At 41.2% G+C, this 13,623-nt stretch carries 13 protein-coding genes and 1 riboswitch; of the genes, 2 read left to right on the top strand and 11 right to left on the bottom strand.

Annotated features, from left to right (window positions below):
- Positions 1-2 precede the first annotated feature (2 nt).
- The 8 genes from opp4C to norA form a co-directional block, all read right to left on the bottom strand.
- Entirely contained in the window at positions 3-920 is a 918-nt protein-coding gene (opp4C, locus tag L3V42_RS08735) for an oligopeptide ABC transporter permease (protein WP_235762871.1), read from the bottom strand.
- A 17-nt stretch (positions 921-937) separates the two neighbouring features.
- Positions 938-1,894 carry an ABC transporter permease gene (locus L3V42_RS08730; RefSeq protein WP_235762870.1) on the bottom strand — a complete coding sequence of 319 codons (957 nt, stop codon included), beginning with the start codon at positions 1,892-1,894 and terminating at the stop codon, positions 938-940.
- Between the two features lie 102 nt (positions 1,895-1,996).
- Positions 1,997-3,724: an ABC transporter substrate-binding protein gene (locus L3V42_RS08725; RefSeq protein WP_235762869.1), complete on the bottom strand. Its 1,728-nt coding sequence runs from the start codon at positions 3,722-3,724 to the stop codon at positions 1,997-1,999.
- Positions 3,725-3,964: 240 nt separating this feature from the next.
- Positions 3,965-4,744 carry an energy-coupling factor transporter transmembrane component T family protein gene (locus tag L3V42_RS08720; RefSeq protein WP_235762868.1) on the bottom strand — a complete coding sequence of 260 codons (780 nt, stop codon included), beginning with the start codon at positions 4,742-4,744 and terminating at the stop codon, positions 3,965-3,967.
- On the bottom strand, positions 4,728-6,320 hold the full coding sequence (locus L3V42_RS18510) for an ABC transporter ATP-binding protein (protein ID WP_238471784.1): 1,593 nt from the start codon (positions 6,318-6,320) through the stop codon (positions 4,728-4,730). The genes L3V42_RS08720 and L3V42_RS18510 overlap by 17 nt, the downstream gene beginning before the upstream one ends.
- Positions 6,301-6,906 carry an ECF transporter S component gene (locus L3V42_RS08710; protein WP_238471783.1) on the bottom strand — a complete coding sequence of 202 codons (606 nt, stop codon included), beginning with the start codon at positions 6,904-6,906 and terminating at the stop codon, positions 6,301-6,303. The genes L3V42_RS18510 and L3V42_RS08710 overlap by 20 nt, the downstream gene beginning before the upstream one ends.
- A 17-nt stretch (positions 6,907-6,923) precedes the next feature.
- Positions 6,924-7,514: a YkoF family thiamine/hydroxymethylpyrimidine-binding protein gene (locus L3V42_RS08705; protein ID WP_235762865.1), complete on the bottom strand. Its 591-nt coding sequence runs from the start codon at positions 7,512-7,514 to the stop codon at positions 6,924-6,926.
- A 491-nt stretch (positions 7,515-8,005) separates the two neighbouring features.
- Positions 8,006-8,107, bottom strand: a riboswitch (TPP riboswitch).
- 61 nt (positions 8,108-8,168) lie between these two features.
- Positions 8,169-9,341 (bottom strand): multidrug efflux MFS transporter NorA, encoded by a 1,173-nt coding sequence (gene norA / locus L3V42_RS08700; protein WP_235762864.1) that lies wholly within the window; start codon positions 9,339-9,341, stop codon positions 8,169-8,171.
- 345 nt (positions 9,342-9,686) lie between these two features.
- Here norA and crcB point away from each other — a divergent pair, with 345 nt between their 5' ends.
- Together crcB and L3V42_RS08690 are read left to right on the top strand one after the other, a co-directional pair.
- Positions 9,687-10,061, top strand: a complete 375-nt coding sequence (gene crcB, locus L3V42_RS08695; protein WP_238471782.1) for a fluoride efflux transporter CrcB — start codon at positions 9,687-9,689, stop codon at positions 10,059-10,061.
- Entirely contained in the window at positions 10,058-10,423 is a 366-nt protein-coding gene (locus L3V42_RS08690) for a CrcB family protein (RefSeq protein WP_369412866.1), read from the top strand. The genes crcB and L3V42_RS08690 overlap by 4 nt, the downstream gene beginning before the upstream one ends.
- 42 nt (positions 10,424-10,465) lie before the next feature.
- On the opposite strand, the gene L3V42_RS08685 is transcribed toward L3V42_RS08690, so the two are convergent.
- From L3V42_RS08685 to L3V42_RS08675, 3 genes are all read right to left on the bottom strand, one after another.
- Positions 10,466-11,422: an ABC transporter permease gene (locus L3V42_RS08685; protein ID WP_438822762.1), complete on the bottom strand. Its 957-nt coding sequence runs from the start codon at positions 11,420-11,422 to the stop codon at positions 10,466-10,468.
- Positions 11,409-12,329 carry an ABC transporter ATP-binding protein gene (locus L3V42_RS08680; protein WP_238471781.1) on the bottom strand — a complete coding sequence of 307 codons (921 nt, stop codon included), beginning with the start codon at positions 12,327-12,329 and terminating at the stop codon, positions 11,409-11,411. Before L3V42_RS08680 ends, L3V42_RS08685 begins: the two co-directional genes overlap by 14 nt.
- A gap of 146 nt (positions 12,330-12,475) precedes the next feature.
- On the bottom strand, positions 12,476-13,594 hold the full coding sequence (locus L3V42_RS08675; protein WP_235762860.1) for a 5-methyltetrahydropteroyltriglutamate--homocysteine S-methyltransferase: 1,119 nt from the start codon (positions 13,592-13,594) through the stop codon (positions 12,476-12,478).
- Positions 13,595-13,623 lie beyond the last annotated feature (29 nt).

Genomic DNA, 13,623 nt, shown 5'->3' with positions numbered 1-13,623 from the left:
TGTCACCTACTTTTCATTTTTGGATCAATTGCATCTCGTAATCCATCTCCAAGTAAATTAATGCTAATTACTGTTAGAAATATGGCAACTCCAGGTGGAATCCAGAGCCAAGGTCGGTTCTGGAAATCAATTAAGGAGTTGGCGGCATTAATCATATTTCCCCAGGATGCGGTAGGAGGGACGACTCCTAACCCAAAGTAACTCAATACCGATTCGCTCAAAATTGCACCACCAACACTTAATGTTCCAACTACGATAAGGAGAGGAACAATGTTTGGAAGTAAATGGACAAATAGCTTTCTTCTGTCCCGAAGTCCAAGGGATTCGGTAGCATGCATATATTCACGCTCTCTTAAACTCAGAATTTGACTTCTTACTAATCGTGCCAGTCCAGACCAACCGACAATACTTAACATAACCATCACGATATAGAGTCGGTTTTCTGCAGGGACTTTCCACTCTGACATAACAGCTGCCATAATGAAGAGGAGAGGGAGTCCTGGAATCGTCATTAAGACATCGGCAGTCCGCATAATAATCTGGTCAACGATACCTTGGTAAAATCCAGCAAGAACACCAAGTAGTGTCCCGATAAAAACAGACATCACCATTGCACCAAGACCAACTGTAAGAGAAATTCTCCCAGCTTCCATTAGTCTAGTTAACACATCTCTTCCTAAAGCATCTGTACCGAGCCAATGCTCTGCACTAGGTGGCTGATTAATATTTATCGCATCAACACCACCATTGGCATATGGTGAGAAAAAAGGGCCTATCATACAAAAAACAAAGATGAAAATGAGAAAACCTAATCCTGTCATAGCCATTTTATTTTTCACTAGACGGCGGAAAACTTGTTTCCATAAGTTGGATTTCCTGTATTTGGCCATATGTTCTGTTTGAACTGTAGTTTCTTCCATATGTATTTGTCACCCTCCTATTTCAAACGGACGCGCGGATCCGCAACGCCGTATAATAAATCGGCTATTAAATTACTGATGACGGTCAACACTGCAATAAACATCGTAAAGCCCATTAATAACGGATAATCACGTACAGTAAAGGCTTGCATATAAATGGCACCGATTCCTGGCCAATTAAATATCTGCTCTGTAATGATTGCTCCACTGAAAAGGGCAGGCAGTTCAAAAGCGAACAATGTAATCGCCGGTAGCATGGCATTTCGGAACGCATGCTTGAAAATTACGACCCGCTCTTTTAATCCTTTTGCCCGTGCTGTTCGTACAAAGTCCTGTCTGACAACCTCAAGCATATTTGTCCGGAAGTATCGTGTTAATCCTCCAACACTCAGCATGACTAATACAAGGACTGGCAGTATCATATGTTCTGCTAAGTCTTTAAAATACTCCAATCCAGTAAAGTTACTTCCTGTTGTAATCATTCCGCCGGCCGGGAACCAGCCTAAATCAACAGCAAAGAACTTAATCATAATTAACCCAAGGAAGAATGATGGGGTTGCCATCGCAGCAAATACAAGGAAAGTAACGGTAGAATCAAAGAGAGAATAATGCCGGGTTGCTGAAATAACTCCAATGATAATTGCTAAGAACCAGGTGATAATTAAGGAAGCTAAGGCAACGAAAAATGAACTCCATATGTAATTGCCAAGCACTTCGGTTACAGGTCGTTGAAATTGTAAGGAGTATCCTAAATCACCTTGAAATAGATTTCCTACCCATGTGAAATATCGGGTAATGACTGGTTGGTCTAGTCCATATAATTCCTTCAGTTCCGCTTTTCTTTCGGCTGTTAAATTAGGGTCCGTATCAACATAATCTCCCGGAATGAGTGAATAAAGGAAAAAGATTAAGATAGATGCACCTATTAAAGTAGGAATTAAGTAAAGAATTCGTTTTATAAAATAGCTGTTCACCGTGTTGACCCTCCTCTTTAATTTCTGTTTAAACATGAAAAAGGAACATCCGCAATAACTCAGATGCTTTTGTTCCCTTTTCATTCATTATCATTTATTCAATTATTGATTCACATCAACGACTTGTAAATTCGGCAAGCTTGGCGTAATTCCGCGGAAGCCATTTGGAGTAAATCCATCTACACGGGAATTACTTGCAGAGAGTACTTTATTGTACCCAAGTAAAATTAAAGGCGGATCATTTTCTAGTGCTTGATATAGTTCGTGGTAGGCTATTTTTCGTTCTTCAATATCGTTTGTTGCAACACTTGCTTCAATTAATCCATCGATTTCTTCACTCGCATATCCTTGGGTTGTTACAGATGTGTTTTCCGAATGGAAGATTTCGACTCCGTGATATGGATCAGTTTGCATCGTTGTCGAAAAGGAAGCCAAGTCGTGGTCACCCTGCTCCACTCTCGCTAGTAATGCGTTAAAGTCCATTAATTCTACTTGGAATTCCACACCAATTTCACGGTAATTCTCTTGGGCAATCGGTACTAAGGTGTCAGATAACCCTCCTGAGCTAGAGAAATAATAGAGTGATAGTTTCTCACCATCTTTTTCCCGGATGCCATCCGACCCTTCAACCCAGCCGGCTTCCTCAAGAAGTTCTTTAGCCTTTTCGGGATCATATGGGAAGCCTTCTACTTCATCGGTATAAGCCCAGGAAACTGGCGCAACCGGAACGTTCGCTACTTCAGAATATCCTTGAGCATAGACATTTAAAATTGTTTCACGGTCTAAACCGTAATTAAGCGCCTGTCTTACTTTAGGATCTGCTAGAATAGGACTGTCATGGTTGAATGTAATATAGCTATAAGCTGTTGATGTATAAAGGTTTATATCAGCAAACCCGAGAGTCTGTAATAATTCGAAGTTATCCGCATTTGCAGTGAATCCACTGTAATCAACTTCTCCTGTTTGGAAGAATTGTGTGGAATCTCCTTCTGTTGTTTTATAAATGAACGTATCGACATCTGGTTTACCATCGTAATAATGTTCATTTGCCTCAAAACGGATTTCCTGACCTGGTTTATATTCGACGAACCGGAATGGTCCAGCTCCGATTGGTTCTAAATGGAGATCACGGATATAATCGATGTTTCCTTTCTCATAACCTTCTCCATAGTAATCTTTCTTTAGCACTTGCCCGCCTAAGAGACGGAGGGATTGTGCATTTACTTCTTCAGTTTCTATTTCAATCGTTTGATCATCAATAATGTTTATTCCAGCTATTTCTTCCGCGTCACCTTCTTTATAATCAAGCCCGCCAACGACATTCGCTTTCGTTATATCTGTTCCTCCAGCATAACTTGGATCATGCAGAAGTGTTATCGTGAAAGCCACATCTTCCGACGTTAATGGCGTACCATCATCGAATTTCAAGTCATCGCGGAGATGGTATGTATAGGTTAGTTCGTCATCAGAAATATCCCAAGACTCAGCAAGTCCAGGAATTGGCTCACCGCTTTCATTTACTTCAATTAATGGTGTGAACATGACGGATTGTACGTTACCATCGTAACCGCTCGTATTGAAGTACGGAGTGAAGATTCCACCAGGCTCTTGAAGCCCTACAACAACTGTATTCCCGCGATTGATCGATAATTGTGGTGCCAGTTCCGGTTGTTCTGCTTCAAGAACTGTATCTTCTACAATTTGAACTTTTTCAGTATCTTCTGTTGTGCTTGCAGCATCGTCATTCGAATTGCAAGCAGTAAGGATAAGTAATCCAATTAATAATATGAATAATCCCCAATTGATTCTTTTCACTGAAATTTCCCCCATTATGTTTATTTAACTTGACATCAATAACTTAATATAATAAATCCAATTAGTCAAGTAGGAATAGTTGGGTAGAGAGTATTCATCCCGGTCTAACATTCCGTAAAATTCCCAGCTGAAAGCTTCAGGTCATTTCGAGATAGTTTAGGCGGGGGGATAACGGACGCTAATTCCCGGATCCGTTTAACTAACAATAAGTAGGGGATGACCCCACGGATTGAAGTCTCACTATATAGATCCTTTTTAAAACTGCTTTCCAAATATATTTAAGTACCCTAGAGAATAAGAGAAAGCGACGGTAATAAAAAATACACCGACGATAAGTGTAAAAAAGAGCCAGTCTCTAACTGAGACGTCCATTTCATGATAGTGCGTGCGGTCGGTATCCCCTGTAAAACCTTTTGATTCCATTGCAATAGCAACCCGTTCTGCTTTCCGAATTCCGTTTGCTAATAATGGAATAGAATATCTGCGGAATTGATTCCATCTTCCTTTTAGCCCTTTCGTTCTGCTAAATCCGCGGATACGATGAGCTTGTCTTAAGATTTGTAGTTCTTCACGGAACATCGGTAAAAAGCGATATCCGGCTAGAATACCATATGTTATTTTCGGTGGAACCTTGCATTGCTGCATCAAGCTCAGCATGAATTTAGTCGAGTTCGTCGTTAAAGCAAAGAGAATCGACAAGCACACGAAACAAAGAGAACGTAAGGCGAGACTGATTCCTGTTATCATACTACCCCTTGTAATCTCGATTCCGAAAAGGGTAAATAAAACTTCACCATAGGAAAAGGTTTGATTCGTATATAGAATGGTCATCCAGGCGAAACTAAGCGCAACAAGCAGAAATGGACTGAAAATCTTAAGCCATTTTAGGAAGGGGATGTCGCTCATTGTAAATGTCACAATAAGAATAAATAAAAAATAAACAAGCGGTGTAAACATATCGAATGTAAAACTGAGCAAAATGCCTGGAATGAAGATGGCAAATGCTTTGATTGTTGGATTAATGGACGAGATCAAGGCTTACACCTTCTTTATGAAGTACTCGAATCCGGTAAGGCAAACGTAATCGAGTTTTTTCCAGCAAATCAGCTTGCTTCCAAAGACTTTCCGGCTCGCCATTATAATGAATATGCTGCTGATACAAGACGATAGCGCGGTCAACTGTGTCCACAATGTCCATATCATGGGTGACGAAGACGATGGCCGTTCCATTTTTTCTCAGGGCTTCAATCATATACATCAATTCATCTGTAGTTTTAGCATCCTGGCCAAATGTCGGCTCATCAAAAAACAAAATATCAGGTGTTTCGTCCAGCATCGTTGCAACACTTAAGCGGCGTTTTTGTCCGCCGCTTAAGGAAAAGGGATTACTGTATTTATGTTTTTCTAAATGGAACTGCTTTAAAAGTGCCGTTGCAGCAGTATCTGATTCAGCTGTTGTCCATCCATTCAATTTCATTCCAAATGTTAATTCATCATATACAGTGTCCGTAATGAATTGGTGCTCTGGATTTTGAAAAACATATCCTATTCTCTTTCGCAACTCTTTTTCCTCCCACTGATCCATCAATTTATCGTGAAAAATTATTGTTCCTTTTTGAGGAGTTAACAACCTAGCCATTAATTGCAGTAAGGTAGATTTGCCAGCGCCGTTTTCTCCAACAATTGCGATGAATTCCCCGCGGTGTATTTCTAAATTTATATCTTGTAAAATAGTGTGTTTTTTGCGGTGAAAGCCCATCTGTTTAATCGTTATCAGAACATCTTGCTTGATTCGAGGAGGGGATTCAGCGTAAGTTGGATAGGAATCTTCAGCGTTAGAATACTGCCTTGGTAAAAATACGCCTTCCTTTTTTAATAAAGAATGATGATCTGAAAAGATGGATGTTACACTGCCATCCGCAATGATTTTACCCTGTTTTCCTAAAACAAGAAGACGGTCGACAACATCGAGCCAATCCTCGAGTTGGTGTTCAATGATAAACACAGCTAATTTTTGTTTTGCTTGGATGTGCTTAATTAATTGGATGAATTCTATTCGGGAAACCGGATCTAAATTTGCCGTAGGTTCATCTAAAATCAATAGCTCTGGTTCTAGTAAAAGAACAGCTGCTAAAGCAATTTTCTGCTTTTGTCCCCCCGATAACTCATGGATCTTTCGTTTTTGAAAACCGTCCATTCCAACGACAGATAACGCTTCCGAAATGCGCTCAGGCATTTCGGAAGGGGCAATTTTTCTGTTTTCTAATGTAAAAGCAAGCTCGTCCTCTACGGTAATCATGCAAAATTGACTTTCCGGGTCTTGAAAGACAATGCCAATCAACTGACTGAGCTCTCCTTTTTGGTAGTCTTGTATATTTGTCCCTCGGTAATAGATGTTGCCGGAAGAAACACCTTCAACCGCCTCCGGATACAATCCATTTAAACATAAAGATAGACTGCTTTTCCCGGAACCGCTTGAACCGATAAGGAGAGTCGTCTCCTTATCCATTAAGGAAAAGTTTAGCTGATTGAGTAATGGTTTATCTAAACTTTCATAGTCAAATGAAAAACCTTCTACCTGAAGTAATCGATTAAGCTGCTCCTTTTTCACGTTTCTTCTGTAACTCCTTTCCTAAGGCGTAACCCCGAAGTACTCCAGTTTTTGCGAGTTGGTCACTCAGCCATTTACCTAGAACACCCGCAAGAAGGGCGCCGCTGATGATGCGAACTGTTAACATTGCGATAAGTAATTCCGGAGCTAATGCAATGTTTCCGGAGGAGAATAAATTCCAAGTAAAACTAAAAATGGCTGCAAAGACACCGGAAAGAATTAAAATGCGTAAACGGTAATCCTTCCATTTTGTTATTGCAAAAGCAAACTCTGCTCCGAGGCCCTGAATTGCAGCTGCTAAAATAAGTCCGGGTCCTGCGGCAGTTCCTAATAATACTTCGGTAACACCCGCGATAAGCTCAGCTGTAAAGGCAACACCCGGTTTCCGGATGATGTAAGCTGCAAGGATGGAAACAATAAACCAAATGCCAAAAATAACCTCATATCCAAACGGTGCGAGACCAAATGGAGCAAGCATATTACGAATCCCTTGACCAACAAGAAAGAATGCCAAGTAAATGATCCCGAAGACGACACCTAATACGGACATGAGAACAATCTCTTTTAATTTCCAATGCTTTGTCATTTCACTTCTCCCTAGGTTTATTTTATAGTAGTAGGACTGTTGGCGGAAAGGCTGAAGGTCATGGTGACATGCGAAACTTTTTCTTGAACGAGTTCAAAGGATTCATGTAAAGCATGGAAGATATCATGAACATCTCCGTCTAACCTTGTTGCATAATGTGCAGAAGTAACGGTGACATTACGATGCTTTGATAAATTGATCTGCTCATAGATTTTATCCATGTAATCCTCATGCCCCAATGGATAAAGGGAAAATTTACAACCAGCGATTTGGATGATCGATTTTGCCTTTTCTTCGTTCAGCGGTGTGTCTGTTTCATCCATGTATGCGTCAGCTTCCGTATCACCAGGACAGCCTATAGAGAACGTTCCATTCATCGCAACATGCTCACCTGTTTTCGCAGCATGCAGGAAGATTGCTTTCGCTACATCGAAAACATGAACCATTTTCCCGCGGATACACGTGCTTACATCATCTGTTTCTTTCCAAACCTTAGAGGTATCTACCTCGTCTAATGTTGATAGAATAATATCCACAAAATTACTGCTCATGGGATGCAAACTAAATTGGCACCCTGCAATTCGACTTGTTCCACAACTGTTATCCATTCAAATCTCCTCCTTATGATAATAACAAAGGCGCAAGCGCCCTTGCATGTTAAAAACGCGATCGTCTTCGCAACACCTGCACTAGCACATCCTGTGCGTCGTAGCGACGTACAAACTGGAACACTCTGAAATGAGATAAAGGAAACATGCCCCTTTAGGGGGTAGACGTGAGTTGGGCCTTGGTCCGTCCTTAGTCGGCCTTCCTTTCCTCTTTGAGTTGATGTTGACTTTCACCACAAGGGTATAAGGGCGACTAAGCCTCACAAAGACCAAACGGCTAAGTCTTCTTTATCGATTGGAAGAGTGTGAAGTTTAGGACTGCGCATTGCTCGTCCCACCAAAAGATCTGCTAGTCGCTGGACGCAGAGCGGACGTGGATAGTGCTAGCAACTTTAGTTATCCACAGCATTTTTATTTTATAGTTTCCTATGCAATAAAAAAACTGCATTCCTAAGGGGAATGCAGTTTACACATTAATTTTATCAATGTAATATCTGTAAACTGCACTTCCCCACGCTAGTATTATCTAGATCGGGTAGTAAGGGTCGGATTGATCCTCTCAGCCACATGACGCAGCTCCCCTAGTGCTTATGTTTCATTATGCAGTTATTCTAATTCAAGATTGTATACATGTTTCGGTATTTTGTAAAGTATTTAATTAATTTTAATCTCTGGTTTCTTCCAAAAAATAGTGAAAAGGAGACAGACGACAATAACAGCCGAGCTGAAAATAAACGGATAATTGATATCTACATCATATAAAATCCCGCCAATCAACGGACCAAACACATTAGCTAAGGAGGTGAAGAAAGAGTTCATCCCGCCAACAAACCCTTGCTCATTCCCGGCGATTTTTGATAAATAGTTCGTAACGGCTGGCCGGATGAGGTCAAATCCGATAAAGACCGTAAAGGTGACGGCCATCACTTGCCAATAAGAGTTGGCAAGTGTCATGGCATAGACCAATACAGCAGAAATCACGAGCGACCAGCGGATGATATTGATTTCCCCCATCCATCTTGTTAACCAATCGAACAAGACAACCTGGAAAATCGCTCCGATAATCGCCCCGCCTGTAATGGCAATCGCAATGTCAGAAGGAGCGAAACCATGCTTATGATCCGTATAAAGACTGAAGAAAGAATCAAAAGCAGCAAGACCGAATGTTGAAATTAAAATAACGATAAAAGCGATAAAGAACATCGGCATAAACACTTTCTTTAAGCCACTTTTACCGAGTTCCTCAGTCATATCAGCCATATCATCTGTTTTTGATTTCGGCTCATGTAAGGATAAAATCGAAATGAAAGCAACAATTAAACCACAGGCCGCAGCAGAGAAGAACGGTACACGCGTACCAATTTCTGCTAAGAAGCCACCAATTCCCGGTCCGATAATAAATCCGGTACTGATCATCGCCGACATATAGCCGAGTGCTTTCGGCCGGGTTTTCGGCGTCGTAATATCCGCGATAAATGCGGTAACCGCAGGCATGATGAAAGCAGCACTTATTCCTCCGAGAATCCGCGAGGCGAACAATACCTCAATTGTTTTACCAAGGCCAAATAAAAACTCGGAAAAACTGAAAATAAAAAGACCGATAATAATCATACGCTTACGGCCATATTTATCAACTGCTTTTCCTGCAAAAGGCGAGAAAATCAATTGAGCTAAAGCGAAGGCAGCTGTTAGATAACCAACCACGGTGCCGCTGATGCTGAGTTCATTCATGATGGTTGGCAGAACCGGTATAACGAGCCCGATTCCTAAAAATACAAAGAATATATTTGAAAGCAGAAGCGTCAATGTCCAATCTTTCTTTTCCATAGCTTTGTCTCCTAGGTGGTATGATATTCTGTATTAAACATAGAAATTTTACTCCGATTTGCTGAGAGTTGCAAGCGTTTTTGAACAATTTATTATAGCTTAATTTTCACAGTCTGGAATAATTTATGAAAGCTAGTAATTTAATGAATTTCATAATACGTATTTAATGCTTCACCATCATCATATGTAGTTGAGTTAGTTCGTTCCCAACTACATATGGTGATGAGAAAGCCGACTTTGGTAATTATGAAATTCATTCAATTGATTGTGGTCAAATCTCGTTTTATTCTCTTATGTACAGGTAAAACTTGAGCATTAACTTATATAAAAAAGGATGTTGGACGAATGCATTATATTTATATTGGCCTTGCGGGAGCATTCGGTGCAATGCTCCGGTATAGCGCAGGAATTCTATTTATGACAGATCATGTTTTTCCCTATGCGACGTTATTGGTTAATTTGCTAGGCAGCTTTCTGCTTGCGTGGCTGACTTACGGGCTGTTTAAAAAAGTCCGCCTAGAAGAAAAAATGAAAATGGTAATAACAACCGGTTTTGTAGGCTCGTTCACTACATTCTCCGCTGTCAGTGTAGAAACGGTTGAGTTGTTTCAAAATCAGTCGGTGTTGCTCGGATGTGTCTATATTTTCGTGAGTCTGATTGGCGGGCTAGGTATGAGTGAAATTGGTTTTCGAGTCGGTAAAGGAGTGAGTAAGAAATGAACTGGATGTATCTATTCATCGTTGGTGTTGGCGGGTTTTTAGGCGCGATTGCGCGTTATACGATTTCGAGGAAGATGAACAATTCTGGTAAGGCCATACCGATGGGCACGCTTCTCGCCAATCTGGCAGGTGCATTCTTACTTGGATTGCTTATGGGGGCAGGGGTGGATGCATTATTACTTCTCTTATTGGGAACAGGATTTCTTGGTGCCTTTACGACATTCTCCACGTTGAAACTCGAGATGGGATCGTTATGGAGAAAGGGAAATAGAAGAGAGTTTTTATTTTACACGGTTCTAACGTATGTTTTTGGTATAGCATTGGCATTTCTAGGGACTATTTGCGGGGCGTTATTTTTATAAAAATTCAGGTTCCGTAACAAGGGCGGAACCTGAATAAATGGGTTAGTGACCTGCAACATCCCGCTTCGCAAAGAAAAACCAGGAGATCACTGCAAAAATCATATAATAGACAACTAAGACGCTAATGGAAAAGCCGAGTGTCATTCCTTCCATCATCGGTGTGTTCCCGTTAAAGTACTGGGATAAGTCTGTATTTGCAAATAGAATGTATTTCGCCCAGTCCCTTTCCACAAAGAAGAAGACAATCTGATTTCCGGCAAGCATAAGAAATATGGCAAGCCCAATTGCAAGGGCGCTATTTCTGAAAATGGAAGAGATCATAAAGGCGAATGTTGCCATCATGAGCAAGTTCACAAGACTGAAGCCGTAATCGGTCAAAATCTCCCCGATGACCGGAACATATTCCAAGCCATCGCCTTTTTCAAGAACGATATGAGGATTGATTCCATCAAAGCCGATGAAAATCCCTCCGATAAGCCATGAGAAGAGGAGCACGAACAAGAACGTTATAAAAGAAAAGACTAGTACGGCACTATATTTGGAAATTAGGATTTTTGTCCGTGAGATTGGCCGGATAAGCAGTAGCTTGATCGTTCCCCAGCGGAATTCATTAGCAAGAATACCGGCAGCAACGATAATGGTAAAGAGGCTGACGAGGGAAAGCAGCATTGCATTTTCCATTACAAATTGCCAAGCACCGTAGCTTTCTGGCATGATATCGTTTTCTAAATAATAATTATTCGTTTCGATGAACGTTGAATTAAAAGACTCCATGTCCGGAAATTCAGCCGTGTTCTCCATGTATTCGGCATTTTCTGCTTCTAGAGTCTCTCTCCACGTATCTTCTTCGTAGGTCATATAGTCTCCGTAGGTTTTCGCTAACAGGGCGACACCGATAATGATTAATGCCAGGATGACATACATGGCCCATGTCGATTTCAAACGGTATATTTTTATCACTTCATTTTGTACGAGTTTTAGAAAATTAGTCAATGACATTCTCTCCAATCAGATCAAAGAATTTATCTTCGAGGGTTGATTTCGTGACTTGTACTTCATAAATGAGGATATTTTCTTTCACCAAGTCTGAAATAAGCGGTGGAATATTCTCCTTCTCGATTTGGAAGGTGATTCTACCGTTCGATTGGGCAGCAGGTGCTTTGCGATTGACGATTTCAAGGGCTTTATCAAGTGGACTTGCTTCCATTTCCACTTGCAGCAGTTGTTGTTCGCCTGCTGGTGTATTTTCTTTCACGGCTTGAATCGCAACGAGTTCACCATTTTTAATAATGCCAATCCGGTCACACATCAATTCGATTTCGGATAATAAGTGACTGGAAATGATGACTGCTATATTATGTTCGGTTGCAAGCCTCCGGATATACTGCCTGATTTCTCGAATACCTGCGGGATCTAGTCCGTTGGTCGGTTCATCGAGAATGAGAACGGATGGTTTATGTAATAATGCTTGAGCGATTCCGATTCGCTGCCTCATTCCAAGCGAATAGCGGCCGACCTTTTCATTCATTACCTTTTCCAGGCCGACAAGTTTGACGGCTTCATCGATTCTTTCCTGGGTAATGCCCGGAATCATCCTTGCGTACTGCTTTAAATTTTGGGCTCCTGTTAAAAAGGGATAAAGCTCTGGGTTTTCAACAATTCCCCCAACTTCTCGGATCGCCTCTTTAAATTCAGTTTTAATACTCTTCCCGAGAATATGTACGTCGCCTTCTGTGAGCTTCATTAATCCTACCATCATACGGATCGTTGTTGTTTTCCCGGCACCATTCGGTCCAATGAAGCCGAATACTTCTCCGCTATTGATGGTAAAGGAAAGGCCTTTAATGATTTCTTTGTTGCCGATACGTTTTCGGACATTCGTCAATTGCATAGCAATTTCTGACATTCCATTCCCTCCTATCATGTTCTCTAGGTGGTACGGGGAAAGGGGAGGAAAAGTTTCACCATTTCTAGAATTTGATAAAGATTTACAAAAAAGATGACTGGCTGGAATTTCCTGTTTTCCGGCCAATCATCTTTTTTTAAGGGGGGTTATGCTTTCACAGTACCCCATATTTCTTTCGCTAAATCCACAATATAGCTTAATTTCTCCCATTGCTCTTCTTCAGTCAGTTTGTTGCCGTGATGAGTGGAGGCGAATCCGCATTGCGGGCTTAGTGCAATTTGTTCTAGCGGTACATACTTAGAAGCTTCCTGGATTTTATTTTTGATTACTTCTTTATCTTCCAGTTCACCGAATTTCGAAGTCACTGCTCCGATAACGACTTGTGCGCCGTCTTTTGGTACATGTTTAAGTGGCTCGAAGGAACCGGAACGCTCATCATCGTACTCTAAGAAAAAGCCGTCTACTTTTTCTTTAGCGAATAAGGTGCTTGCAATTTCAGCATAGCTTCCTTGGAATGCCCAAGTCGATTGATAATTCCCGCGGCAGAGATGTGTTGTGATGAACAAATCATCCGGTCGATCCGCAATACTTTCATTAACAATACGAACGGCAAGCTCAATTAAAGCTTTTTTCGTGTAGCCGCCGGAGTCAACCAATTGGAAATCAGTGGAGGAAAGTCCCGCGATATAGACGTCATCAAGCTGCAAGTAACGAACTCCAGCATCGTAAAAGGCTTTTACAGCGTCACGGTAGGTTTGGATGATATCGTTGGCATAATCCTCAAGATCTGGATAAATTTCCGGGTTGCGGATGCCGGCTTCGAATAACTGGTTTGGGCTTGGAATCGTCTGCTTTGGAATGGCGCGATCCCCAACAATTTCTTTAAATTCGATAAAGTCTTTGATGAATGGATGATCTGGATTAAAGGAAATTTTCCCAGTGTTACGTACGTGATAGCGCTCGGTTTCTGTATCGGCAAATTGGTAGCCTTTTTCTGTTTCGTAACCTTCAATTCCATTTAAGCCTTCCAGGAAATCGAGGTGCCACCAGGTACGGCGGAACTCTCCGTCGGTCACTGCTTCTAATCCTACTTCAATTTGCTTATCAACAATACGCTTGATTTCCTCTGTTTCAATTTCACGTAATTCTGCTGGGGTAATCTTGCCTTCTTTTGCATCTTTTCTTGCCTGGTGCAAATTGTCCGGTCGTAATAAACTTCCTACATGGTCTGCCTTGAATGGAGCTTTTACTAATGTTTTTGTCATGAAAATCATCCTCTTTCTGATTTTAGTTT

It is taken from the genome of Oceanobacillus alkalisoli, assembly GCF_022213125.1.
Lineage (GTDB): Bacteria > Bacillota > Bacilli > Bacillales > Amphibacillaceae > Oceanobacillus > Oceanobacillus alkalisoli.
The sequence above is the reverse complement of the archived record's forward strand: the minus strand, read 5'-3'. Positions and strand labels throughout refer to the sequence as shown.